Source organism: Desulfuromonas carbonis, from assembly GCF_054658035.1.
In genome coordinates, this window is sequence record NZ_BAAHXR010000005.1 from 165556 (window position 1) to 187328 (window position 21773).

Consider the following 21773-nt stretch of genomic DNA (forward strand, 5'->3'; position numbering starts at 1 on the left):
AGGCCTCCTTGCCCGCAAAAGGGGCATGCAAAAGCTAACGGGGAAGAGTCGCCAGCAATGCTCCAAGGTCGAGCAGCGGATACGTGTTCCCGTTGTAGACAAAACTCTTTTCCGCCGAAAAGCGGTCGCTCTCCGGTTCACATTCACCCAAGGTGCCCAATCGGCATTCGACAATCTGCAGAATCTGGTCGACCGGAAACCCGAAGGGACCGAACTCGCTCCCGCAAACCATGACATAGGGGCATCCCTCCCCGGAACCGGGAACCGACAGCAGTCCCGGCAAATCAAGGAGGGGCAGGACGTCGCCCTGATGGAGAAAAACCCCCTTGAATCCTGGCCGTATCAATGCCAGTGGGAAAAGCCGCGGTGCCAGCAGGATATGCCAGACATTCTCCAGCGACAGCGCAAACTGCTTCTCCCCAAGCCGAAGCAGAACCAGGCGGGGGGTCACGCTTCGCCCCTGAATTGTTCAAGTTGCGGGGCACGGCAGGCTTGCAGCACCTCACCCCGCCAGAGCGCCAGTCGCTGAAAGGTGGGAAGAACATCCCGCCACAACAGCTCCGGCAAGGGGCGATGTTCAAATTCGCTGGCCGGAAAGATGCCGTCGATATGTTCAACATACAATATCCACGGCTGCGGATTGCCACAGAGAACAACGCGGGCGCCAGCATCGGTATTCGCTTGGCTCAACCCTAATGGGCGGCGCAAATCAACCAGCAAAGACTCATCACCGGCAACGGCAGCAGGTGTCTCCGGCGTTGCTTCGCGAATCTCCACCAGGTCATCGATCGGCAGCACAAAGCCGATCCCGCCCAGACGAAATACCAGGTTCATTTCAGCAGAGTCGGTCATGCCCGAATCCTGGCTCAGCATCAAGCCACTCCCGCAAGCGGCAAACCGGCATCAAAAGTAGCATAGCCAAAGCCGGAGTGTCAAGCCTTCTGAAAGAGAAAAACCGAGAAGTTATGCCAAGTTAAAAGATCTTCCAGGTCTGGGGAAGAAACAGTCGCTGATAGAGATTCATGGCAAAGCGGTCCGTCATTCCGGCGATAAAATCGGCCACCGAAACTTCCCGGGGATCTCCGTCCAGAAATCGTCCCCCATGCTGCTCCAGCGCCTCGGGATGATCCATGAAAAAGCTGAAGAGTTCCTGCAGAATGCGCGATGCCTTTTCAAAATCCTCATGCACACTCCGCACCTGGTAGACATGCTCAAAGAGCCAGCTGCGCAGGGCCACGATCGCTTCGGCCACGGGCTCGGTGAGCCGGACGTCTGCGCCGCCACAGCCAAGAGAGGCCTCAATCATGTCGAGAACCATGGTATTGATCCGGCGTCCATGATCCAGTCCGAGCACTCGTGTAATCACTTCCGGAACCAGCGCGGGGCTGACCAGGCCGGCACGAACGGCATCATCCAGATCGTGGTTGACATAGGCGATGATGTCGGCAAGGCGCACCACCCGCCCCTCCATGGTTAAGGCAAGGGTCTCGGGTGTCCCTCCCAGCAGCGGTCCACGCCCCTTGGAATGCTTGAGAATACCATCCAGAACCTCGGCGGTCAGATTCAGCCCGCGCCCTTCCCGTTCCAGGACGCTGACGACCCGGCCACTCTGGCGAACGTGGCGGAACCCGCCCGGCACCAAGGAATCGAGGACCCGCTCACCGGCGTGACCAAAGGGCGTGTGACCAAGATCATGCCCCAAGGCGATCGCTTCGGTGAGGTCTTCGTTCAGGGCCAAGGCCCGGGCGACCGTTCTGGCAATTTGCGCAACTTCGAGAGTATGGGTCAGCCGGGTCCGATAGTGATCCCCTTCCGGGGCAAGAAAGACCTGGGTCTTGTATTTCAGACGTCGAAAGGCCTTGCAATGCAGGATCCGGTCGCGATCGTGCTGAAAGACGGTACGAATGGGACAGGGCGGTTCCGGGCGAGCCCGACCGCTGCTGGCGCTGCTCAGGGCGGCCCAGGGGGCAAGAAACTGGCGTTCACGATCTTCGCTGAGTTGGCGGATATTCATAAAGTCCGGAGCATATTGCCTTGATTGCCTGCGATGCTGCTACTCTATACCCTACCCCATCGATTGTTGCAAATCAAAACACCGGAGCACCACAGCCATAAACACCGGATCACGACAATGAAAACACCCGCAAGCTCTCCTTCAATCACCTTTGAAAGTCAAAAGTAAAAAAAACCCCCCTTGGTTCATCAAAATTTCACGCATACTTACCTGTCAGGATTATCCCCCTACAAACTTTTTCTGCAGCAGATAACAGAAAACATCTGGGTGAGTTTGATAAAACCGGTACAAAATTTTTTGAATTTTTACTTTTATTATTGATTTATCCAAGAATTATTGTAATAGAATGAACTCTACAACAGCAGCTTCCCCGCATAACAAACAGACCAAGGAGGATATTCAATGGCATCACTTCTGGAAATGGCTACTGAAATCGTTTTGTCGATGGCCGCTTCATCCACCATGTCGAAGGAGGAACTTCTGGCAGAAATTTCCTCGGTACATAAAGGCCTTGCAGCCATCGAGAAGGGCGAGTCCCTACCCGAACAGACCACTGAAGAGCCGACAATGCCCACCATTACGCGCAAAAAGGCATTCGGCAAAGACAAGATCACCTGCATGCTCTGCGGCAAAGAGATGAAGACCCTGGCGCGCCACCTGAAGACCGCCCACGACCTCAAGCCGGGCGAGTACCGCAAGCAGTTTGACATCCCCCGTACCCAGCCGCTGGCAGCGCGGGCCTATTCGGAAAGCCGCCGGCAGATGGCGGTCGATCGCGGCCTCGGTGAAAACCTCGCCAAGGCGCGGGCGGCGCGGGGCAAAACCAAGAAAAAGAAATAGTATTGCCGCTTTGCACGATCCATCAAAAAGGCCGCCCGGGTAACCCCGGGCGGCCTTTTTGATGGATCGTTCGCGGGAGGCGGCTCCCCTCCTTTCGGCTACTGAATGGTGAAGGGGAGAACCTGCAGCACCGTTCCACCGGCATCCCGCACCTCAACCCGCCAGGCCCCGGTCCAGGCCGGGAGGATCTGCTTGGAACTCCAGGTCCGCCAGTTCCCGGAGTGGACCGGCAGTTCAACCCGGGCCATCTCTTCATCTCCGCGGAACCAGACATGGGTCACCGCCGTCGCATCGGTAGCTCCGACCAGTCGGGTATAGCAATAGAGGGTGCCTACCGTAGGCGGAAAGATCTCGGCGACGGCGACCGGGTTACGATCGACCACCTGGGTGGCAATCACCCCTTCGGCCACGGTCACACTGGAAAGGGCAGTCGCGGGGAAACTTCCGGCCAGCAGGATGGCGATCAACAACAGCGGCAACAGGCGCATGACGTCTTCTCCTCGGTTGGTGTCGTAAGTTACGGGTGGGCAAGGCCGGGCCGGTCCCGGGCTACGATTGCCCTTGACCCGGCCATTAGGATACCGTACATTTGGCGGGCTGAAAAGTACCCGGGAATACACCATGAAACGGATTCTGCTCGGCGACCGCCGGGAAAAACTTGTGGCCACCATCGAGATGATCCTCAAGCATTGGGGTTACCGCGTGATGGCGTCCTGCCAACCCGAGCCGCTGTCCCGGTTCCTGGCCGAAGTCCCTCCCGACCTGGTCATCCTCGGCAGCAACCTGTTGACGAGTAAAAACGCCCCCTTTACTGCGCAGGTAACGGACCAGGTCCGGGAGCGACAGCTTCCGCTGCTGGTTCTCACCGATGACGAAGAGCGGGACGACAACTTACCTCCCCACGAAACGATGACAGTCCCCCTCGACATCTTCCGACTCTTCACCCTGATCCAGGACCGCCTGGAAAGTACCCCGCGCCGCAACCTGCGCCTGAAAATCCAACTTCCCGGCATGTTCTACAGTGGCGGCGCACCGGTGATGGCCGAAGTTTTGAGCCTGAGCGCCTATGGCCTCTTCATCAAAACCGGATGCCGGGTCGACAACCTCGAACAACTTTCGGTGATCTTTCCTCTGCTCGGCATGCAGACCGAAATCGAGGTTGCCGGCAGGGTCCTTTACCGGGTCAAACCGGGGCCTGAAAACAACTATCTCCAGGGCGTCGGCATTGAATTTACCGACATCGCCCCGGAGACGGCGCAAACCATCCAGGACTTCATCGAAAGCCGGGTTCTCGAAGAGCTCGCCGAGAGCCATGAAGGGCCGCGGCATTTTGACCTCGCCCAACTCCAGGTTCACAGTCATCGTGATTTGAGCCTACGCGGTACGCCGGCAGACAGGCCCTAGGCGCACTTCAAACTACCAGCCCACACCCCGCCAGCTCGGCCAGAAAGCTCTCCCCTCCCCCCCGGCCAACCGTAAAGAATTCATCGAGAGTCGCGGCGACATCGGCAAAACTTTCCCGCACCCCGAGAGGCACACCAGCCACCATCCCGAGTCCCCAGGCCAGTACCGGTACCGCCTCGCGGCTGTGGTCGGTTCCCGGAGTGGTCGGGTCGCAGCCATGGTCGGCGGTCAGCAGCAGCAAATCCCCGCGCTCCAGTCGTCCCAACAGTTCCGGCAACCAGCGATCAAAAGCTTCCAGCGCCTGGCCAAAACCGGCCGCATCCTGGCGATGGCCGTAGAGCATGTCGAAATCGACCAGATTGGTAAAGATCAGGCCACCCTGGCACCGGTCGAGGGCAGCCAGGGTTTTTCCCATGCCGTCGGCATTCCCCTTGCTGGGCTGCCCCTCGCTGATCCCCCGCCCGGCAAAGATGTCCGAAATCTTCCCGATCCCCAAGACCGGCAGACCGGCCGCCTGCAAACGGTCGAGGAGTGTTTCGTCACCAGGCGGCAGCGAAAAGTCGCGGCGCCCGGCAGTGCGCTGGAAGGTTACAGCTTTGTCGCCGCGGAAGGGGCGGGCGATCACCCGTCCAATCCGGTAGGGGTCGAGGATCCTGCGCGCCACACGGCAGATTTCATAGAGCTGCGGCGGCGGGATCACCGCTTCGTGGGCAGCGATCTGGAAGACCGAATCGGCGCTGGTATAAACGATCGGCCGGCCACTGCGCAGGTGCTCCTCGCCGAGGCGCTGCAGGATTTCGGTACCGCTGGCGGCGCAATTGCCCAGGGGGTCGAGACCGGTCGCGCGGCGGAAGGCGGCGATAATATCTGGAGGGAAACCGTCGGGGTAGGTCGGAAAGGGCTGCGGCTGGATAATGCCTGCCAGCTCCCAGTGGCCCGTAGTCGTATCCTTCCCGGCCGACTGTTCCAGCATGCGGCCGAAGCCGGCCCGGGGCGCTGCAACAGGCGGCACCCCAGGAAGATCGAGGAGATTGCCAAGTCCCAGCGACTGCAGGTGGGGGAGATAGAGGCCGCCACAGGCGGCGGCGACATGCTGCAGCGTATTGGCCCCGGCGTCACCGTAGGCCGCCGCATCCGGAAGGGCCCCGATGCCGACGCCGTCGAGGGTAATCAGCACGGCCCGGGAAGGGTGGGTCACTGGCACCCTCCCAGGCTGGCCTGCCAACCGGCCACGATGGCTATCCCGGCACTGGTGCCGATGCGGGTCGCCCCGGCAGCGAGCAGGGGCTGACAAGCGGACCAGTCGCGAATTCCGCCGGCAGCCTTGACCTGGATCCGGCCGGCGGCGGCAGTCACCAGCAACCGGACATCGTCCAGAGTTGCCCCGCCGCTGCCGAAGCCGGTCGAGGTCTTGACATAGGCGGCCCCGCCCGCCACCACGCAATCGACCAGGGTCCGTTTCTGATCGTCGCCCAGGTAGCAGCACTCGATGATCACCTTGACGACGGCGCCGCGGGCGGCGCGGACCACCTGCCGGATCTCTTCAGTCACGGCGTCGAAGCGCCCCTCGCGAACGGCGCCGAGGTGAATCACCATGTCGATCTCGCCGGCGCCGGCGCTCACAGCCGCGGCGGCTTCCGCCGCCTTCTGGGCTGGCGGCTGGTAGCCGAGGGGAAATCCGACCACCGTCGCCACCGCGACCCCGGAACCGTACAGGAGATCCGCCGCCTGGGTCACGTAGACGGGGGGAATGCAGACCGCAGCAAAACCGTACTCCACCGCCTCTTCGCAGAGGCGGTGGATATCCGCTGTCGTTGCAACCGCTTGAAGCAGGGTATGATCGATGAAGGGCGCGGGGGAAGTCATGGTTCCAGATGCGGGCTCAGGTGCGGTAGGACGCGTTGATCTTGACGTAGTCGTAGGTCAGATCCGAGGTGTAGTAATCAGCGCTGCCGTCGCCAAGCTGAAGATCGACGGTGACGGTAAACTCGGGCTGTTTGAGAACCCTGGTCGCCTCCGCTTCGAGTTCCTTGCCGGTACCGAGTCCATTTTCGACAACAGCAACCTGGTCGAAGCGGATCGCGACCCGGTCGGGATCAACCTCCGCCCCCGAGTAGCCGACCGCGGCGATGATCCGCCCCCAGTTGGCATCCTCGCCGAAAAAAGCGGTCTTGACCAGGCTGGAGGTGGCGACGGCCACCGCGGCCTGACGGGCCTGGGCCGCGTCCCGGGCACCCTGCAGGTGGATCCGGACCAGCTTGGTCGCCCCCTCGCCGTCGCGCACGATCATCTTCGCCAGGTCGAGCAGGATCTCGTCGAGCAGATGCTGGAATTCCGCCGCCTCCGGCGTTCCGGCGACGATCTCCGGCGTCTCGGCCATGCCGTTGGCGAGGATCAGGACCATGTCGTTAGTCGAGGTATCGCGATCGACGGTGATGCTGTTGAAAGAGCCATCGACCGCGCGACGCAGCGCCTGGTCGAGGAAGTCGGGCGCCACTTTGGCATCGGTGAGGACAAAAGCGAGCATGGTCGCCATGTTCGGATGGATCATCCCCGCGCCCTTGGCAAGGGCAAGCAGGGTGTAGTCCCGCTCGCCGGCAGAGCCCCGGGCGGCGACCAGCTTGGGAAAGGAATCGGTGGTCATGATCGCCGTGGCAACCGCTGCCGCACCGGAGTCGTCCAGCGCGGCGACCAGGGGCGGAATCCCGGCGGTAAAGCGCTCCATCGCCAGCGGTTGGCCGATCACCCCGGTGGAAGAGACCGCCACCAGTTCTTCGGCGATGCCGAGTGCCTGCGCCGCGAGGCGGCCACAGGCGATGGCGTCGCGCAGGCCGGCCTCACCGGTGCAGGCGTTGGCATTGCCGCTATTGACGAGGATCGCCTGGCACTGTCCGGAGCGAACCCGCGGTGAGGTCACCAGCACCGGCGCCGCGACCACCTTGTTGGTGGTGAAGACCCCGGCGCTCGTTGCCGGCACCGCCGAAACGATCAGTCCCAGGTCGAGCTTCCCCGACTTTTTCAATCCCGCCGCCTGCGCGGCAAACCGGAATCCCTTGACTTCGATCCGCTCGTCCCTGTCCATCGCTGTCACTCCGCTTCGCGAGGGGAACCACCCTGCCGTTCCCGATATAAGGCTGAAACGCTACTGCCCACAGCACTTCTTGTACTTCTTGCCGCTGCCGCAGGGGCAGGGGTCGTTGCGCCCGACCTTCTCCTCCTCGCGGGTCACCGGCTTGGCCGGCTGATCGTCCCCGCCGGCCCGGTTGAGGACGACCCGCCGTTTACGCTGTTCCGCCTCCATGCGCTCGACATCGTCCTCGCGGGCGAGCTGGATGCGGAACAGCTTGTTGATCACCTCGAAGCGAATCCGCCCCATCATCGCCATGAAGAGCTCGTAAGCCTCGCGCTTGTACTCCCCCTTGGGATCGCGCTGGCCATAGCCACGCAGGCCGATCCCCTCCTTGAGATGATCGATGGAAAGGAGATGGTCTTTCCATTGCAGGTCGATCGTCTGCAGCAGCAGGACCTTCATCAGGTGTTCGAGAACCGGGGTGGTGAACTCCTCTTCGCGCTCGGCAAAGCGGCGCTCGACCTGGGAGCGGAGGTCCGCCTCCAGATCCTCCCGGGTCAGGCTGCGGTCGGGTTCGGCGGGGAGAGTAACCGGAAAGGAAAACTGGCCATGGAAATCCTCGGCCAGGGCATCCCAGTTCCAGTCGGCCGGCAGGGTCTTTTCGGGGCAGAAGGTCGCCACCATGTCCTCGATCGCTTCGCTGATGATCCCCGTCACCGTTTCGCGAACGCTCTCCCCGGCGAGCACTTCGCGGCGCTGGGTATAGATCACCTCGCGCTGCTTGTTCATGACATCATCATACTCGATGAGGTGCTTGCGGATTTCGAAGTTGTGTCCCTCGACCTTCTTCTGGGCATTCTCGATCGCCTTGGAGATCATGCCGTGCTCGATCGGTTCCCCTTCGGGGATGCGCAGTTTCTCCATGACGAAGGCGACGCGGTGCGAGCCGAAGATCCGCAGCAGGTCATCCTCGAGGGAGAGGTAGAAGCGGCTCTCCCCGGGATCCCCCTGACGCCCGGAACGTCCGCGCAGCTGGTTGTCGATACGCCGCGACTCGTGGCGCTCGGTGCCGAGGATATAGAGCCCGCCCGCCTCCAGCACCGCGGCTTTCTCGGCGGCGCATTGGGCACGGAACTTTTCGAGCGCCGCCGGGAAGGCAGCTTCCGGATCCTCGGCGGTGGCCGCTTCGCGCCGGGCCAGCATCTCGGGGTTGCCGCCGAGAACGATGTCGGTACCGCGGCCCGCCATGTTGGTGGCAATCATCACCGCCCCCTTGCGGCCGGCCTGGGCGACGATCTCCGCCTCCTTTTCGTGGTGCTTGGCATTGAGAACGGTATGCGGGATGCCCCTTTTCTTGAGCATCTCCGACAGCTCTTCGGACTTTTCGATGGAGATCGTCCCGACCAGGGTCGGCTGCCCCTTGGCGTGGCGCTCGACAATATCTTCGATCGCCGCCTTGAACTTCTCCCGTTCAGTCTTGTAGATCACGTCGGACTGGTCAATTCGGACCATCGGCCGGTTGGTCGGGATGACCATGACCTCGAGCTTGTAGATCTCGGAAAACTCGGCCGCCTCGGTATCGGCGGTACCGGTCATCCCGGAGAGTTTTTCGTACATGCGGAAGTAGTTCTGGAAAGTGATGGTCGCCAGCGTCTGGTTCTCGCTCTCGATCTTGACCCCTTCCTTGGCTTCCACCGCCTGGTGCAGGCCGTCGCTCCAGCGCCGCCCGGGCATCAGCCGGCCGGTGAACTCGTCGACGATCATCACCTCGCCGTCCTTGACCACGTAGTCGACATCGCGCTTGAACAGGGCATGGGCCTTGAGCGCCTGGTTGACGTGGTGCAGGGTCTCGATGTTGCGCGGCTCGTAGAGGTTTTCGATGCCGAGCAGCTTTTCCACCCGGCTCACCCCCTCTTCGGTGAGGGTCGCGGTTTTGGCCTTCTCATCGACAGTGAAATCGCCGGTATAGGTCTTCTGGGTCTGGCCGAGCTTGCCGTCCCGGTTCTCGATGATCTCCCCCTTCTTGAGCATGGGGATGATGCGGTTGACGGTGTAGTAGAGCTCGCTCGAAGCCTCCGAGGGGCCGGAGATGATCAGCGGGGTACGCGCCTCGTCGATGAGGATGGAGTCGACCTCGTCGACGATGGAGAAGAAGAAGTCGCGCTGCACGTAGTCGGCGAGATCGAACTTCATGTTGTCGCGCAGGTAGTCGAAGCCGAACTCGTTGTTGGTGCCGTAGGTGATGTCGCAGCCATAGGCCGCCTTGCGCTGCGCATCGGTGAGGCCATGGACGATGCAGCCGACGGTGAGGCCGAGAAAGCGATGGATCTGCCCCATCCAGTCGGAGTCACGCTTGGCCAGGTAATCATTGACGGTGACGACGTGGACCCCTTTGCCGGCGAGGGCATTGAGGTAGGATGGCAGGGTGGCGACCAGCGTCTTCCCCTCCCCAGTCTTCATCTCGGCAATCTTCCCCGAATGAAGGACCATGCCACCGATCAGCTGGACGTCGAAGTGGCGCATGCCGAGCACCCGCTTCCCCGCCTCCCGCACCACGGCAAAGGCTTCCGGCAGCAGGTCGTCGAGGGTCTCGCCCGCGGCCAGGCGGGCGCGGAATTCGACGGTCTTGCCGCGCAGACCGGCATCGTCAAGGGCCGCCATCGTCTCTTCGAGGCCATTGATCCGGGCGACGATGGGCTGCAGACGTTTGAGTTCACGATCGTTTTTGCTGCCGACAACTTTTCTGACCAGACTTCCGATCATCGATATCACTCCGTGATAAGGGGCGCTAGCCAGCCGCCCCGGGTCACTGTGCTGGGTGCCGGCAACCTCCGGCAAAGGTTGGAAGTTTAGCACAAAGCCGGAGCCGGCCACAAGTCCGAAAGGGCCACCCGAACCTCTCCAGGCAGAAACAAAAAAGCCCCGGAAAACCGGGGCTTGTAGACAGTCGCGACAAAGTGGTGATTAGAGGTATTTGCGAGGATTGAGCGGAACTCCGTTGCGCCGGACTTCGTAATGGACGTGGGAACCGGTGGAACTGCCGGTATTCCCGACCGCCGAAATGCGTTCGCCGCGCTTGATGCGCTGCCCGACCTTGACGAAGATTTTCGAATTGTGAGCGTAGTAGGTTTTGTAGCCATAGCCATGATCGATGACCACCAGCTTTCCGTAGCCGGGCGCCGTTTCCGCCTGGCTGACGATCCCGTCGGCACAGGCATAGACCGGCGTGCCGGTGCGAGCGGCGATGTCAAGCCCCTCGTGCATCTTGCGCTTGCCGGTGAAGGGGGAATTGCGCATGCCGAAACCGGAGGTCATCCACCCCTTGACCGGCCACCCCTGGGGCTTGGCCGCGAGCAGCGAGCGCTGGTCATTGAGGAACCCCTGGATCTCCTCCTGGCTTTCGCGGCGCAGGTCGATCGCCTGGCGGACTGCGTCGATCTGCTGCTGCAAGGCCGAGAAGCGATCAGAACCCTCCTCCTCGGGAGGTCCGCCCACCCCGGCGAGGGTGTCGCTGCGCGGCTTGGAGAGTTGGGCCAGGACGCGGACCTTGGCATCGTTCTGGGCCAGCACCACCATCTCCTGCTGCAAATCCTGCAGGCTCGCCACCAGGCGCTGCAACTCCATCTGCTGGCTGCGATTCTCTTTCTTCAGGCGGGCAAATTCATGGCGGTCGAGATTGTTGCGGAAGTAATCGACGGCGAAGAGGCCGACTGTTACCAGCAACACCACGCTGACCCCCGCCAGCCACTGCAGCACGCTGCGGCGGAGATTGAACCGGCGGACCTGATGGGAGCCCTCCGGAATAATCAGGATGGTGTACTTTTTGGCAGACAAGACCGAAAACCTCCGCAACACCTTGAAATGACACAAGCCGAATCTGGCACCGTAGCGATTAATACGGCAACTTCCCAGGAAGTGTCAAGCTTTTTAACGCCTTTTGGCGGATTACAGGGTAATACTCAAGGCAATTTCGTCACATTCGGGAAACTTCGCGCACTTCATGCAGTCGCCCCAGATCTTCTGCGGCAGTTCCGATTTTTCAATTTCATGAAAACCGAGCTTGGCAAAGAAAACCGGCTTGTAGGTGAGGGCGAAGACCCGCTTCATCCCCAGATCCCGGGCCTCGACCAGGCAGGCCTCAACCAGTTCGCGACCGAGACCGCGCCCTTCGCAATCGGCGGAGACGGCGAGGCTGCGCACCTCGGCAAGATCCTCCCAGCAGATATGCAGGCAGACGGTGCCGACGGTTTCGCCATTCTCTTCAAATACATAGAAGTCGCGGATGTTCTCATAGATATCCGGCAAGGACCGGGAGAGCATCATCCCTTCGCGGGCATAGCCAAGCAACAGCTTGTGGATCGCCCGGGCATCGGCAATACGCGCTTTGCGCACCATGAACGAACTCCTCAGAAGATCTTAACGAGCCGGCGCCGGGCCGGTCTCAGGCTCGGCACGACTGGCCGATCAATTCCCGGGCGTGCTCCAGGGTCCGCTCGGTAACCCGTGCCCCGCCGAGCATCCGGGCCATTTCCCCGACCCGCGCGGTGTCGTCGAGGGGGAGGATAGTCGTCACTGTCCGCCCCTCGACCTCACTCTTTTCAACCCGGAAATGGTGATCGGCAAAGGCCGCCACCTGGGGGAGATGGGTAATACAGAGCACCTGCAACCCCCGGGCCACCTTGCGCAGCTTTTCGCCGACAGCGGTCGCCGCCGCGCCGCCAACGCCGGCATCGACCTCGTCGAAGATCAGCGTTTGCACCCCTTCGGCCATCGGTGCGGCCCGCCGCAGCGCCAGCATGATCCGGGACAACTCCCCGCCCGAGGCAATGCGCGCCAGGGGCTTCGGCTCCTCACCGGGATTGGGCGCGAGATAAAACTCGACCCGCTCGAGCCCCTGGCTACCAGGCGCTGCCAAGGGAAAAAGCTGGACCACAAACCGCGCTTTGGCCAGGGCGAGGTCGGCCAGTTCCGCCTCGACCGCCTGGCTCAGGCGCACTGCGGCGGCACTGCGGGCACAGCTCAACTGTTTCCCCGACTGGTGCAAGGCCGCCGCGGCGGCATCGAGCTGCCGCATCAGCTCCTCCCGGGTGGCAGCAAGGTCACCGAGTTCAGCAAGTTCCCGCTCGACCTGATCACGATGCTCCAGGACCGCGGCGATGGTTGGCCCATACTTGCGCTTGAGCTGGCTGAGCTGGGCGAGGCGGCTCTCGACCTCCTCCTGCCGCTGCGGCTCGAACTCGATGCGCCGCCGGTAGTCCCGCAGCTGCGCGGCGCAGTCCTCAACGCTGTACTGGGCGCTGCGCAGCGATTCGCCCAGACTGCCGAGCAATGGATCGATCGCGGCCAGACCTTCAAGGTCCGCCGCCACTCGCGCCAGTTCGCCACAAACGGCGGCTTCACCACCGTAGAGGGTCTCGAAACCGCCGCTGGCGGCGGTGGCCAGCCGTTCGGCATGCTGCAGCAGGAGCCGTTCGGCGGCCAGTTCCTCGTCCTCCCCGGGAACGGGCGCGACGGCGGCGATCTCCCGCTGCTGGAATGCGAGCACCTCCAGCCGCTGCTGCCGGTCCCGCTCCGCGGCCTCCAGCCCGTCCAGCCGCTGCTGCAGCTGGCGATGCGCTGCATAGTGGGTGGCATAATCGAGAAGAAGCGGCCCGTGGCCGGCGAAGCTGTCCAGCAGGGCGAGGTGGGTCTCGCCCCGCTGCAGGGTCTGGTGCTCGTGCTGACCGTAGATCGTCACCAGCTGTCCGCTGAAGGCCTGCAACTGGGCCAGCGTGGCCAGCGAGCCGTTGACGTAAACCCGGTTTTTGCCGGCGCGGGAGACGACCCGTCGCACCAGCAGCTCCCCCTCGCCGTCGAACCCGGCCTGCTGCAATTCCTGCTGCAGCCCGGTCTGCCCGGAGAGATCGAGCAGGGCCTCGACACTCGCCTCATCGGCGCCGTTGCGAATCAGTTCCGGCCGCGCCCGGTCACCGAGCAGCAGACCGACCGCATCGATAATGATCGACTTGCCAGCGCCGGTCTCGCCGGTCAGGACGTTGAACCCGGCGGCAAACTGGACCTGTAGCTGGTCGATGATGGCGAGATTGCGGATCTGCAGTTCGACGAGCATGGTGACAAGACCGATTGGTTATTGGTGGCCGATAAAAGAGGAGCACTCAGCACTCAGCACTATCTCTCCCCCCAGCGCAGCTTGGTGCGCAAGACCTCGAAATAATCCCGGGTCGGACTTTGAATCAGCAGGGTACGCTCCCGGGCCTGGCGCAGTTCGACCAGATCCCCCCCCTGCAGCTGCATCCCGACCTGGCCATCGGCGGTGAGAACCACGTGCTGATCCTGGAACTTGACTTCAATGCGGATCACCGCTTCGCTCGAGACGATCAGTGGCCGATTGCTCAGCATGTGCGGACAGATCGGCGAGATGACCAGGCAGGCGACGCCCGGGTCGATAATCGGCCCGCCTGCGGCCAGGTTGTAGGCGGTCGACCCGGTCGGCGTGGCAACGATCAGGCCGTCGGCCTTGAAGGTTGTCAGGTAGACGTCATCGACCCAGACCGCCATATCGATAATCCGGGCCAGAGCCCCCTTGTTGATGACGGCGTCATTCAGGACCGCGTAGCGGGCAATTTCGTCCCCCTGGCGGCGAACCACCACATCGAGCATCAGCCGCCGGGAGACCCGAAAATCCCCCTGCAGGACGCGCTCGAGAGTGGCGAAGGTCTCATCCCGGGTGATCTCGGTCAAAAAACCGAGGCTGCCGAGATTGACCCCCAGGATCGGCTTCATCTGGGCACCGACGTGGCGGGCGACCGAGATCAGGGTGCCGTCGCCGCCGAGGACCACGATCAGGTCGGCCCGCTGCGGAATCTCGTTATCGGCATAATCGCGGGTCACCCCCAGGCTCTGGGCCAGATCCTCCTCCAGGAGAACCTCAAGCCCCCGGGATAGCAGCCACTCCATCACCTCGCGGCCAAAGACAACAGCGTCCGGGTGCTGTTTTTTTGCATAGATACCGACCTGCTGCATTTTCCACTCCCTCGGCCTGTCCATTGCACCACGTTATTACCACACCTCGGGCACGGAGTCCATACAACTACTGACGCCGGCGCGCTCCCCAGGTACACGCAGCTCAGTCTTTGACCCAGCGGCCGTTGCCACAGAGAAGCTATGAGGGCGGTGGTTGCGACACAGTTGAGCCCGGCACCCCCATGTGCTAGAGTCGAGCCTGCGTTTCACTGGAGACAACCAATGGACCTTTTCACCCAGGCCGCCAGCGAATCCTCCGACGCCCCGCTCGCCGAGCGGATGCGCCCGCGCACCCTCGACGAAGTCGTTGGCCAGCGCGAGCTGCTCGGCGAAGGGAAGCTGCTGCGGCGGCTGATTGAGACCGACCAGCTCGCCTCGGTGATCTTCTGGGGGCCGCCGGGGACCGGCAAGACGACCCTGGCGCGGGTCATCGCCGGCACCACCAAAAGCCGCTTCGTCTTCTTCTCCGCCGTCCTCCAGGGAGTCAAGGAGGTGCGCGAGATCGTCGCCCGGGCGAAGGAGGAAAAGGCCTACCACGGCCGCCGCACCCTCCTCTTCGTCGACGAAATTCACCGCTTCAACAAGGCCCAGCAGGACGCCTTCCTCCCCTTCGTCGAAAGCGGCGACATCATCCTCATCGGCGCCACCACCGAAAATCCGAGCTTTGAGATCAACTCGGCGCTGCTGTCGCGCTCGCGGGTCTTCGTCCTTGAGCCCCTCGCCCCCGAGGAGATTCTCCTGCTGCTGCAACGGGCCCTGACCGACCCGCGCGGCCTCATCGCGAAAGAGCTGCAGGTCGCGGACGATGCCCTCGCCTTCATCGCCGCCCAGGCCGATGGCGACGCCCGCATCGCTCTCGGCGCCCTGGAGGTGGCGGCGGCCGCCAGCCGCGAGGAGCGCATCGAGCTGGCGGATGCCCAGCAGGCGCTGCAAAAGAAGGCCCTCCTCTACGACAAGGGGGGAGAGGAGCACTACAACGTCATTTCCGCCTTCATCAAGAGCCTGCGCGGTTCCGACCCCGACGCCGCCCTCTACTGGCTGGCGCGGATGCTAGAGGCGGGGGAAGACCCTCTCTTCATCGTGCGGCGGATGGTGGTCTTCGCTTCCGAGGATGTCGGCAACGCCGACCCGCGGGCGCTGCAGATCGCCCTGGCGGTGCAGCAGGCAGTCCACTTCGTCGGCCTGCCCGAGGCACGCATCAATCTCGCCCAGGGGGTCACCTACCTCGCCACCGCACCGAAGAGCAACGCCAGCTACCTCGGCATCGACCAGGCGCTGGCCGAGGTGCGCAAGAGCGGCGCGCTGCCGGTGCCGCTGCATATCCGCAACGCCCCGACCCGGCTGATGAAGGAGCTCGGCTACCACAAGGGGTACCAGTACGCCCATGACCATGCCGAGGGGATCGCGCCCCAGGATCATCTCCCCGACGCCCTGCGCGGCAAGCGCTACTACCGGCCGACCGCGCGGGGCTACGAGAAGCTGATCGGCGAGCGTCTCGCCCACTGGGCCGACTTGCGCCAGGGGAGAGCAAAACCCGACCCGGACGAGAAGGACTGACCGCCACCGCCACCCGCTAGGTCCCGGCATCTGCTATACTCGTCAAACAATTTGTCACCTTCCACCGCGGCGAGAGCCCATGAACGACCTCCCCTTCCTTCTCGACCTCCTCATCCTGCTCGGCCTGGCCCTCGCCAGCGCCTGGCTCTTCAGCCACCTGCGCCAGTCGCCGATCGTCGGTTACCTGGTCACCGGCCTGGTCATCGGCCCCTACGGCCTGAACCTGGTTCGCGGGGTCCACGAGGTCGAAGCGATGGCGGAACTGGGGGTGATCCTGCTCCTCTTCACCATCGGCCTGGAATTCTCCTTTACCCGGATGCTGCGCATCAAGGGGCTGATGCTTCGCTGCGGAGCGACCCAGATGGCGTCCACCACCCTGCTGGTCTACGGCGCGGCGCGCCTGGCCGGCATCGGCAATGCCGCCGCCTGGGTCCTGGGGATGGCCCTTGCCCTCTCCTCCACCGCCCTTGTCCTCAAGCTGCTTTCGGAGCGGGGGGAGATCGATGCCGCCCACGGCCGGATCGCCCTTGCCACCCTCCTCTTCCAGGACTTGGGCGTCATTCTCTTCCTGTTGCTGCTGCCGCTGCTGGCAGGCAGCGACAGTGGCTTCACCCTGTTTGGCCTGCTCCAGGCAGGAGCGCTCCTCGCCCTCCTCTTCGGCTTTTCGCGCTACCTGCTGCAACCGCTGTTGCGGGGGATCCTCCGCACCCGGACCCCGGAACTCTTTCGCCTGACGGTGCTGACCCTCCTCCTCGGCACCACCTGGATCACCGCCCAGGCCGGGCTCTCCCTCGCCCTCGGCGCCTTCCTGGCCGGTCTCGCCCTGGCGGAATCGGACTACGCGCACCAGGTCCTGGCCGACGTCATTCCGTTTCGGGACGCCTTTCTCGCCATCTTCTTTATCTCCATGGGGATGCTGGTCGATCTGCATGCCGTGGCAGACCACGGCCTGTTGATCGCCGGCGCCTTCCTGCTGCTGACCCTGCTCAAGATCGCCACCGGGACCCTTGGCGCCCTCTGGGCCCGCTATCCGCTGCGCACCGCTCTCACCGCCGGGCTCCTCCTTTTCCAGGTCGGCGAATTCGCCTTCGTCCTGCTGCGCAAAGCCCTCGCCCTGGAGCTCATCTCGCCGCCCCTTTACCAGGGGACCCTAACCGTGATTGCCCTCTCCCTGCTCGCGACACCGCTGCTCGCCGCCCGGGCCGAGCCGTTGGCGCGGCGCCTTGCCGGCCGCTGGGGGAACGGCGCCGAGCTTCCCGACGCCAGCGGTGAGCGAACCGCCAATCTCGAAGGGCATGTCATCATCGCCGGCTATGGGCTCTCCGGGCGCAACGTCGGGCGGGCTCTGCGCGAGATGCGTATCCCTTGTATCCATGTCGAGACCAACGGCACCGTCGTCAGTCAGGCACGCACGGCAGGGGAGCTGATCGTCTTCGGCGACGTCACCGCGGCGGCGGTCCTCGAAGGAGTCGGCATCGGCCGGGCGCGGGCGCTGGTCCTCGCCATCAACGACCCCGCCGCCATCGCCCGGGCGGTGCCGACGGCGCGCGGGCTCAATCCCGATCTCTACATCCTGGTCCGAACCCGCTTCGTGGCCGAGCTTGAATATCTTTCCTCCCTCGGCGCGGACGAGGTCGTCCCGGATGAATTCGAGGCCAGCATCCAGCTCTCCAGCCTGCTGCTGCGCCGTTGCGGCATCGGCGAAGGGCAGGTCCTGAAGCAGATGGCGACCCTGCGCCGGGAACACTATGACCGGCTGCGGTCCCCCGGCAAGACGCCGAGCAACCTCTCCGGCTACCTGTCGGTGCTGGAACAGGGGCAGATCGAGTTTCAGGCGGTCCCGGACGACTCTCCTTGCCTTGGCAAGTCCCTTGGCGAGCTCGCTTTTCGCACCCGCACCGGGACCATGGTCGTCGGCATTATCCGCAACGAGCGGGTCCGCTACAGCCCGGCAGCCAGCCTGGTCCTCGAACCGGGGGACACCCTGCTCCTCCTCGGCGCTCCCGAGAACGTGCTGCAAGCGCGGGAGCTGCTGCACGGGCATCCGGTATAAAAAAAGAAAACGGGAGCCCCAAGAGGCTCCCGCTGAACTGCTTCGCTGCTGTTGTCGGCTATTCTTCGTAAACCAGAACCCGGATCAGGCCGATGGTCGAGCCATTCTCGCTGGTCGGCGAATCGCTGACGGAAATGACCTTGCGGATATTATTCCGGCGGATAAAGTCGTTGATACGTTCGTCCAGTTCCCCAAGTTCGCGCTGGGCCTTGAAGGCCGCGAGCGGTTCACCAAAGGTCTTGACCTTGATCATCGGCACCTCCCCGGAGTAAACGAATCAGACCTGTACCACCGACTTGACGGCGGGAATTTTTTCCCGCAGGGTCTTTTCAATCCCCATCTTGAGGGTCATGGTCGACATCGGGCAGGAACCGCAGGCGCCCTTCAATTTCACGCTGACCACACCGTCCGCACTGATATCGACCAGTTCGACATCGCCCCCGTCGGCCTGCAACGCCGGGCGTACCATTTCGAGAACTTTCTGAACTTCTTCACGCATTGAATGAATCCTCCTCTGTGATGTGTGCTTATTATAGCCCGACCTCCCTGCTACGCAACAGGGGGTCGGGCTAGTCGGACTATTTCGTCTCCTCGTCGTTCTCCCGTCACAGGGACGGCAGGGGGAGGTCCCGCAGACGTCGGGCGCAAAGGAGTTCGGGAGTACCGACGCCTCGCCCCTGCAGCAGCACCTTGAAAGTTTCCCCCATGCCGCCCTCGGGCAGGATCAGGTTTTTCAGGGTCATGCGCAGCGCCTGGGCCCGGCGCGGGTCTTCCTCGCGGGCCTGCAGGGCGATCAGTTCCTCGACAAACCCAAGGCTCATCAGAAACCGGTACTGCTCCCCGAAGTAAAGGGTGGTCAATCCCCCTTCCGTCCCCGCCTGTTGCAGGCTGGTGAAGTCGACGTGGCTGGTCAGGTCCTGCTGGCCGACCAGGCGATAGAGGTCGTCGCTCGCCTGGTGTCGGTGATAGGCGAGCAGGGTTCCCTGACGCCGGAACGGGGCGTAAAGCTCTGCCGCCGGGTAGCCGTAATCGATCGTCAGTACGAAACCGCGCCGCAACAGCTGCGCCACCTGGCGCAGCCAGCGCGGGGCCGCCAGGTTGACCTCGGCCCGGTTTCCCTCTACCGGGGCGACACCGAGCCACTCGAAGTGGGCGGCGAGCGAGGGGGAGGAAAGGGGCCGCAATTCTTCGCCGAAACCCTCGTCCGTGCGGACAACGAAGACCTCCCGCAGCTCCCCGTCGCGCTTTTCCACAAGGTGAACAGGGAAGGCATCGACCAGTTCATTGGAGAGGAAGACCCCTTCCATGCCGGCGAGGTCCGCCAGAGAACACCAGTCGACCACCTGGCGATGGGCAGCCAGCGAATCGGCCTGGCGACGCCGGTTGTCGGGGCTCAGCTCAACGATCCGGTAGCGCAGAGAGTGGTAAAGGTCGGGTGCCAGCTCGCGCAGCGCATCGAGGATATCGAGGGCGAGATGACCCTCCCCGGCGCCCTGCTCGGCAAGCGTCAGCGGGCCGCCGCCGAGCAGTTCGAGGCACTGCCGGAGCTGGCGGGCGAGCAGGCGCCCGAAGAGGGCATGAACACTGGAGCTGGTAAAAAAGTCTCCCTCCTTGCCGATTCGCGACCGGGGGACCATGTAATAACCCCAGTCCGGGTGATAGAGGCAATGCTCCATGAACTCGGCAAAAGGAATCCCTCCCGCGGCATCGATACGTCGTCGCAGAAAGGTCGCCAGATCGGCCTGTCGCTGGTCGCCATTCGTTTCGGTCATCGGCTAGCGTCTCCCCTCTGGGCGGCTTCAAAGTCGGGGATTCTACCCCGGGGAAGGTCTGCTGGCAAGGGGAAGATAGGGAAGATAGGGTGCCGGGGCTTTAGGGGATGATCCCAAGCAGGCGGTGAATCTGCAGCAGGTCGGCCGTTTCCCGCACCAACAGAGTCGCCATGCCGGCGTCTGCGGCGGGGCGCAGATCGACCGGTTCCCGGTCGCCAACGAAGAGGAAACTCTCCGGCAGACCGCCGATGTCCTCAACGACCTTGCGAAAGGCATCGAGGTCGGGCTTGGGTTGGCCGCAGTATTCGATCGTGTAGAGGCGTTCAAAGTACTCCGAAACATCAAGCAGGGCAAGGATTCGCTGGGCCAGAGGATAACTGTTGTTGGTATAGATATAGAGGCGGCAATGCGCACTGAGCGACTCGAGTAACGCCCGGAGAACGGGGTCCGGCACCAGGCAGTCCTCGGGGCGCACCTGTTCCTGAAAAGCCCGGTGCAGGGCCGCAATCTCTATGCCCAGTTCCTGACAGGTACGGGTCAGGGTGGGTTCCTCGTCCCCGGAGTCGGTCAGCGCCCGCCGCGCCCGCCGCAACAGCGCACGGCCATCCACCAGCGACAGCCCGCGGGTGGCCGCGATCAGGGTTTCCGCCGCCCGTTGAATCTGGTCGGCAATGGGTTGCGCCGAGTAGAGCGTACCGTCAAGGTCGAAAACAATCGAGCGGATCGGGGGGATGGCCAGGCTCATTGGGCACCAACCTGTGAAGGAGGGGGACAACCGCAGATTAGCATGCGCGTACGCCGATTTTAAACAGTCCTGCCCTCCCTGTCAAAAGCCTGCCACCACCCCACCCGGAGGGAGGAAAGCTCTGCTGGATAATTGGTAAAGAGACCATCGACCCGAAGCCGCCGCAACCGCAGCGCCTGGCGCGGGCTATTTACGGTCCAGGGATAGACGCGCAGGCCATGCCGCTGACAGGCCTGGACCAGCTGCCGGCTGGTCCGGTCGACCCGCGGATGAAAACTTTCGGCGCCGGCAGCGACAGCGCGGGAGAGGGCGCGATGCCAGAAGAGCGTATCGCAAAGGAATCCGAGGGGGAGCCGGGGCGCTTGCTGGCGCATCAGCGCCAGCAGGCGATGGTCGAAGGAGGAGACCAGGACTCTTACCTGCGGGTAGGCCTGGAGCAGTTCGAGGACCTTGTGCCCGGCCGCAGCGTCCTTGATCTCGACATTGATCCGTAGCCGGTTTTCGGCCCAGGTAAAGACCTCCTCCAGGGTTGGTAATCCTTCTCCGGCAAAAGGGGTGCCGAACCAGCTGCCGGCGTCGAGGCGGCGCAGCTCGGCGAGAGTGAAGTCCCGCACCGGTCCCCGGCCGTCGCTGGTGCGTTCCAGGGTTTCGTCGTGGATGACCACCGGGACTCCGTCCCGGCTCAAATGGACATCGAGTTCGATACCGTCGGCGCCGTCCGCTTCGGCCGCACGGAAGGCCGCCAGGGTATTTTCCGGCGCCCGACCCGAGGCGCCACGATGGGCCCAGATCAGGAGCCGGCGCTCCGTCCCGCCGCCGGGCAGAGGCTGCCCTGTTCCCCCGCGGCCACTCATGGCGGGCCCTGGATGACCGGGTAGCCCCGCAGCTGCCAGCCCCAAATCCCACCGGTCAGGTTGTAGACTTCCGGGTACCCCTGGCTGGCCAGATAATTGGCGACCTGGGAACTGCGTGAGCCAACGGCGCAATAGACCAGGACCGGGCGATCTTTGGGGACTTCACGGGACCGGGCCTGAAACTGGTCGATCGGAATCAGGGTGGCGCCCGCCAGCCGTAATTGCAGGTATTCACCGGGAGTGCGAACATCGAGCAGAAAAGTATCCGGTTGGCGCTGTAACAGCTGGAAGGCCTCGGGCGCCATCATGCTCGTAACCGGCGCACTCCAGGCCTCGGCCGTTAGGAGCAGCAGCAAACCCAGCAACCAGCAGGCGCGATTCACAGTAGCCACAACAGAATCCTCCCCAATGTTAAATATGGGCCATCGGCCCTTGGGACAA

The 21773-nt window shown here is 63.2% G+C and carries 22 protein-coding genes; 4 read left to right on the forward strand and 18 right to left on the reverse strand.

Going from position 1 to position 21773, the window contains the following annotated elements:
• Window positions 1-34: 34 nt before the first annotated feature.
• The 3 genes from ACYQ8E_RS18245 to ACYQ8E_RS18255 all read right to left on the reverse strand — a co-directional run bounded on the left by ACYQ8E_RS18245 (window position 35) and on the right by ACYQ8E_RS18255 (window position 2014).
• The gene (locus tag ACYQ8E_RS18245) at window positions 35-451 is read right to left on the reverse strand and encodes a chemotaxis protein CheW (protein WP_066727903.1); all 417 of its coding nucleotides are present in this window, start codon (window positions 449-451) and stop codon (window positions 35-37) included.
• Window positions 448-873 carry a chemotaxis protein CheW gene (locus tag ACYQ8E_RS18250; protein ID WP_066727904.1) on the reverse strand — a complete coding sequence of 142 codons (426 nt, stop codon included), beginning with the start codon at window positions 871-873 and terminating at the stop codon, window positions 448-450. Before ACYQ8E_RS18250 ends, ACYQ8E_RS18245 begins: the two co-directional genes overlap by 4 nt.
• A 100-nt stretch (window positions 874-973) precedes the next feature.
• The gene (locus tag ACYQ8E_RS18255) at window positions 974-2014 is read right to left on the reverse strand and encodes a deoxyguanosinetriphosphate triphosphohydrolase (protein ID WP_066727905.1); all 1041 of its coding nucleotides are present in this window, start codon (window positions 2012-2014) and stop codon (window positions 974-976) included.
• Window positions 2015-2416: 402 nt separating this feature from the next.
• Here ACYQ8E_RS18255 and ACYQ8E_RS18260 point away from each other — a divergent pair, with 402 nt between their 5' ends.
• Window positions 2417-2854 carry a Ros/MucR family transcriptional regulator gene (locus ACYQ8E_RS18260; protein WP_066727906.1) on the forward strand — a complete coding sequence of 146 codons (438 nt, stop codon included), beginning with the start codon at window positions 2417-2419 and terminating at the stop codon, window positions 2852-2854.
• A gap of 98 nt (window positions 2855-2952) precedes the next feature.
• Here ACYQ8E_RS18260 and ACYQ8E_RS18265 read toward each other — a convergent pair whose 3' ends face one another.
• Window positions 2953-3342 (reverse strand): DUF2914 domain-containing protein, encoded by a 390-nt coding sequence (locus ACYQ8E_RS18265; protein ID WP_459861560.1) that lies wholly within the window; start codon window positions 3340-3342, stop codon window positions 2953-2955.
• 133 nt (window positions 3343-3475) lie between these two features.
• Here ACYQ8E_RS18265 and ACYQ8E_RS18270 point away from each other — a divergent pair, with 133 nt between their 5' ends.
• Window positions 3476-4258 carry a PilZ domain-containing protein gene (locus ACYQ8E_RS18270; RefSeq protein ID WP_066727908.1) on the forward strand — a complete coding sequence of 261 codons (783 nt, stop codon included), beginning with the start codon at window positions 3476-3478 and terminating at the stop codon, window positions 4256-4258.
• Window positions 4259-4265: 7 nt separating this feature from the next.
• On the opposite strand, the gene ACYQ8E_RS18275 is transcribed toward ACYQ8E_RS18270, so the two are convergent.
• The 8 genes from ACYQ8E_RS18275 to ACYQ8E_RS18310 all read right to left on the reverse strand — a co-directional run bounded on the left by ACYQ8E_RS18275 (window position 4266) and on the right by ACYQ8E_RS18310 (window position 14351).
• Window positions 4266-5456, reverse strand: a complete 1191-nt coding sequence (locus ACYQ8E_RS18275) for a phosphopentomutase (protein WP_066727909.1) — start codon at window positions 5454-5456, stop codon at window positions 4266-4268.
• Window positions 5453-6124, reverse strand: coding sequence for a deoxyribose-phosphate aldolase (gene deoC, locus ACYQ8E_RS18280; RefSeq protein WP_066727910.1), 672 nt, complete (start codon window positions 6122-6124; stop codon window positions 5453-5455). The genes ACYQ8E_RS18275 and deoC overlap by 4 nt, the downstream gene beginning before the upstream one ends.
• Before the next feature lie 16 nt (window positions 6125-6140).
• Window positions 6141-7322 carry a bifunctional glutamate N-acetyltransferase/amino-acid acetyltransferase ArgJ gene (argJ, locus tag ACYQ8E_RS18285; protein WP_066729849.1) on the reverse strand — a complete coding sequence of 394 codons (1182 nt, stop codon included), beginning with the start codon at window positions 7320-7322 and terminating at the stop codon, window positions 6141-6143.
• 78 nt (window positions 7323-7400) lie between these two features.
• Window positions 7401-10091, reverse strand: a complete 2691-nt coding sequence (gene secA, locus ACYQ8E_RS18290) for a preprotein translocase subunit SecA (RefSeq protein ID WP_459861766.1) — start codon at window positions 10089-10091, stop codon at window positions 7401-7403.
• Between the two features lie 201 nt (window positions 10092-10292).
• Entirely contained in the window at window positions 10293-11162 is an 870-nt protein-coding gene (locus ACYQ8E_RS18295; protein ID WP_459861555.1) for a M23 family metallopeptidase, read from the reverse strand.
• A 111-nt stretch (window positions 11163-11273) separates the two neighbouring features.
• Window positions 11274-11723: an N-acetyltransferase gene (locus ACYQ8E_RS18300; RefSeq protein ID WP_459861553.1), complete on the reverse strand. Its 450-nt coding sequence runs from the start codon at window positions 11721-11723 to the stop codon at window positions 11274-11276.
• A 46-nt stretch (window positions 11724-11769) separates the two neighbouring features.
• Window positions 11770-13437 carry a DNA repair protein RecN gene (gene recN, locus ACYQ8E_RS18305; protein ID WP_459861551.1) on the reverse strand — a complete coding sequence of 556 codons (1668 nt, stop codon included), beginning with the start codon at window positions 13435-13437 and terminating at the stop codon, window positions 11770-11772.
• 59 nt (window positions 13438-13496) lie between these two features.
• On the reverse strand, window positions 13497-14351 hold the full coding sequence (locus ACYQ8E_RS18310) for an NAD(+)/NADH kinase (protein WP_066727915.1): 855 nt from the start codon (window positions 14349-14351) through the stop codon (window positions 13497-13499).
• 222 nt (window positions 14352-14573) lie between these two features.
• Here ACYQ8E_RS18310 and ACYQ8E_RS18315 point away from each other — a divergent pair, with 222 nt between their 5' ends.
• Together ACYQ8E_RS18315 and ACYQ8E_RS18320 are read left to right on the forward strand one after the other, a co-directional pair.
• Entirely contained in the window at window positions 14574-15908 is a 1335-nt protein-coding gene (locus ACYQ8E_RS18315; RefSeq protein WP_066727916.1) for a replication-associated recombination protein A, read from the forward strand.
• A 79-nt stretch (window positions 15909-15987) separates the two neighbouring features.
• A complete protein-coding gene (locus tag ACYQ8E_RS18320; RefSeq protein ID WP_066727917.1) occupies window positions 15988-17961 on the forward strand; it encodes a monovalent cation:proton antiporter family protein in 1974 nt (657 codons plus the stop codon).
• A 58-nt stretch (window positions 17962-18019) separates the two neighbouring features.
• On the opposite strand, the gene ACYQ8E_RS18325 is transcribed toward ACYQ8E_RS18320, so the two are convergent.
• The 6 genes from ACYQ8E_RS18325 to ACYQ8E_RS18350 all read right to left on the reverse strand — a co-directional run bounded on the left by ACYQ8E_RS18325 (window position 18020) and on the right by ACYQ8E_RS18350 (window position 21724).
• Window positions 18020-18214, reverse strand: coding sequence for a hypothetical protein (locus tag ACYQ8E_RS18325; RefSeq protein WP_066727918.1), 195 nt, complete (start codon window positions 18212-18214; stop codon window positions 18020-18022).
• Between the two features lie 24 nt (window positions 18215-18238).
• Window positions 18239-18460, reverse strand: coding sequence for a NifU family protein (locus tag ACYQ8E_RS18330; protein ID WP_066727919.1), 222 nt, complete (start codon window positions 18458-18460; stop codon window positions 18239-18241).
• A gap of 106 nt (window positions 18461-18566) precedes the next feature.
• The gene (locus tag ACYQ8E_RS18335; RefSeq protein WP_066727920.1) at window positions 18567-19733 is read right to left on the reverse strand and encodes a class I SAM-dependent methyltransferase; all 1167 of its coding nucleotides are present in this window, start codon (window positions 19731-19733) and stop codon (window positions 18567-18569) included.
• Between the two features lie 100 nt (window positions 19734-19833).
• Window positions 19834-20478 (reverse strand): HAD family hydrolase, encoded by a 645-nt coding sequence (locus ACYQ8E_RS18340; RefSeq protein ID WP_066727921.1) that lies wholly within the window; start codon window positions 20476-20478, stop codon window positions 19834-19836.
• Between the two features lie 59 nt (window positions 20479-20537).
• Window positions 20538-21332, reverse strand: coding sequence for a glycerophosphodiester phosphodiesterase (locus tag ACYQ8E_RS18345; RefSeq protein WP_066727922.1), 795 nt, complete (start codon window positions 21330-21332; stop codon window positions 20538-20540).
• Window positions 21329-21724: a rhodanese-like domain-containing protein gene (locus ACYQ8E_RS18350; RefSeq protein WP_231875335.1), complete on the reverse strand. Its 396-nt coding sequence runs from the start codon at window positions 21722-21724 to the stop codon at window positions 21329-21331. Before ACYQ8E_RS18350 ends, ACYQ8E_RS18345 begins: the two co-directional genes overlap by 4 nt.
• Window positions 21725-21773 lie beyond the last annotated feature (49 nt).

Coding starts and splice junctions, on each gene's coding strand:
- ACYQ8E_RS18250 (WP_066727904.1), bottom strand. CDS start 873: ATGCTGAGCCAGGATTCGGGCATGACCGACTCTGCTGAAATGAACCTG.
- ACYQ8E_RS18255 (WP_066727905.1), bottom strand. CDS start 2,014: ATGAATATCCGCCAACTCAGCGAAGATCGTGAACGCCAGTTTCTTGCC.
- ACYQ8E_RS18260 (WP_066727906.1), top strand. CDS start 2,417: ATGGCATCACTTCTGGAAATGGCTACTGAAATCGTTTTGTCGATGGCC.
- ACYQ8E_RS18265 (WP_459861560.1), bottom strand. CDS start 3,342: ATGCGCCTGTTGCCGCTGTTGTTGATCGCCATCCTGCTGGCCGGAAGT.
- ACYQ8E_RS18270 (WP_066727908.1), top strand. CDS start 3,476: ATGAAACGGATTCTGCTCGGCGACCGCCGGGAAAAACTTGTGGCCACC.
- deoC (WP_066727910.1), bottom strand. CDS start 6,124: ATGACTTCCCCCGCGCCCTTCATCGATCATACCCTGCTTCAAGCGGTT.
- secA (WP_459861766.1), bottom strand. CDS start 10,091: ATGATCGGAAGTCTGGTCAGAAAAGTTGTCGGCAGCAAAAACGATCGT.
- ACYQ8E_RS18300 (WP_459861553.1), bottom strand. CDS start 11,723: ATGGTGCGCAAAGCGCGTATTGCCGATGCCCGGGCGATCCACAAGCTG.
- recN (WP_459861551.1), bottom strand. CDS start 13,437: ATGCTCGTCGAACTGCAGATCCGCAATCTCGCCATCATCGACCAGCTA.
- ACYQ8E_RS18310 (WP_066727915.1), bottom strand. CDS start 14,351: ATGCAGCAGGTCGGTATCTATGCAAAAAAACAGCACCCGGACGCTGTT.
- ACYQ8E_RS18315 (WP_066727916.1), top strand. CDS start 14,574: ATGGACCTTTTCACCCAGGCCGCCAGCGAATCCTCCGACGCCCCGCTC.
- ACYQ8E_RS18320 (WP_066727917.1), top strand. CDS start 15,988: ATGAACGACCTCCCCTTCCTTCTCGACCTCCTCATCCTGCTCGGCCTG.
- ACYQ8E_RS18325 (WP_066727918.1), bottom strand. CDS start 18,214: ATGATCAAGGTCAAGACCTTTGGTGAACCGCTCGCGGCCTTCAAGGCC.
- ACYQ8E_RS18330 (WP_066727919.1), bottom strand. CDS start 18,460: ATGCGTGAAGAAGTTCAGAAAGTTCTCGAAATGGTACGCCCGGCGTTG.
- ACYQ8E_RS18335 (WP_066727920.1), bottom strand. CDS start 19,733: ATGACCGAAACGAATGGCGACCAGCGACAGGCCGATCTGGCGACCTTT.
- ACYQ8E_RS18340 (WP_066727921.1), bottom strand. CDS start 20,478: ATGAGCCTGGCCATCCCCCCGATCCGCTCGATTGTTTTCGACCTTGAC.
- ACYQ8E_RS18345 (WP_066727922.1), bottom strand. CDS start 21,332: ATGAGTGGCCGCGGGGGAACAGGGCAGCCTCTGCCCGGCGGCGGGACG.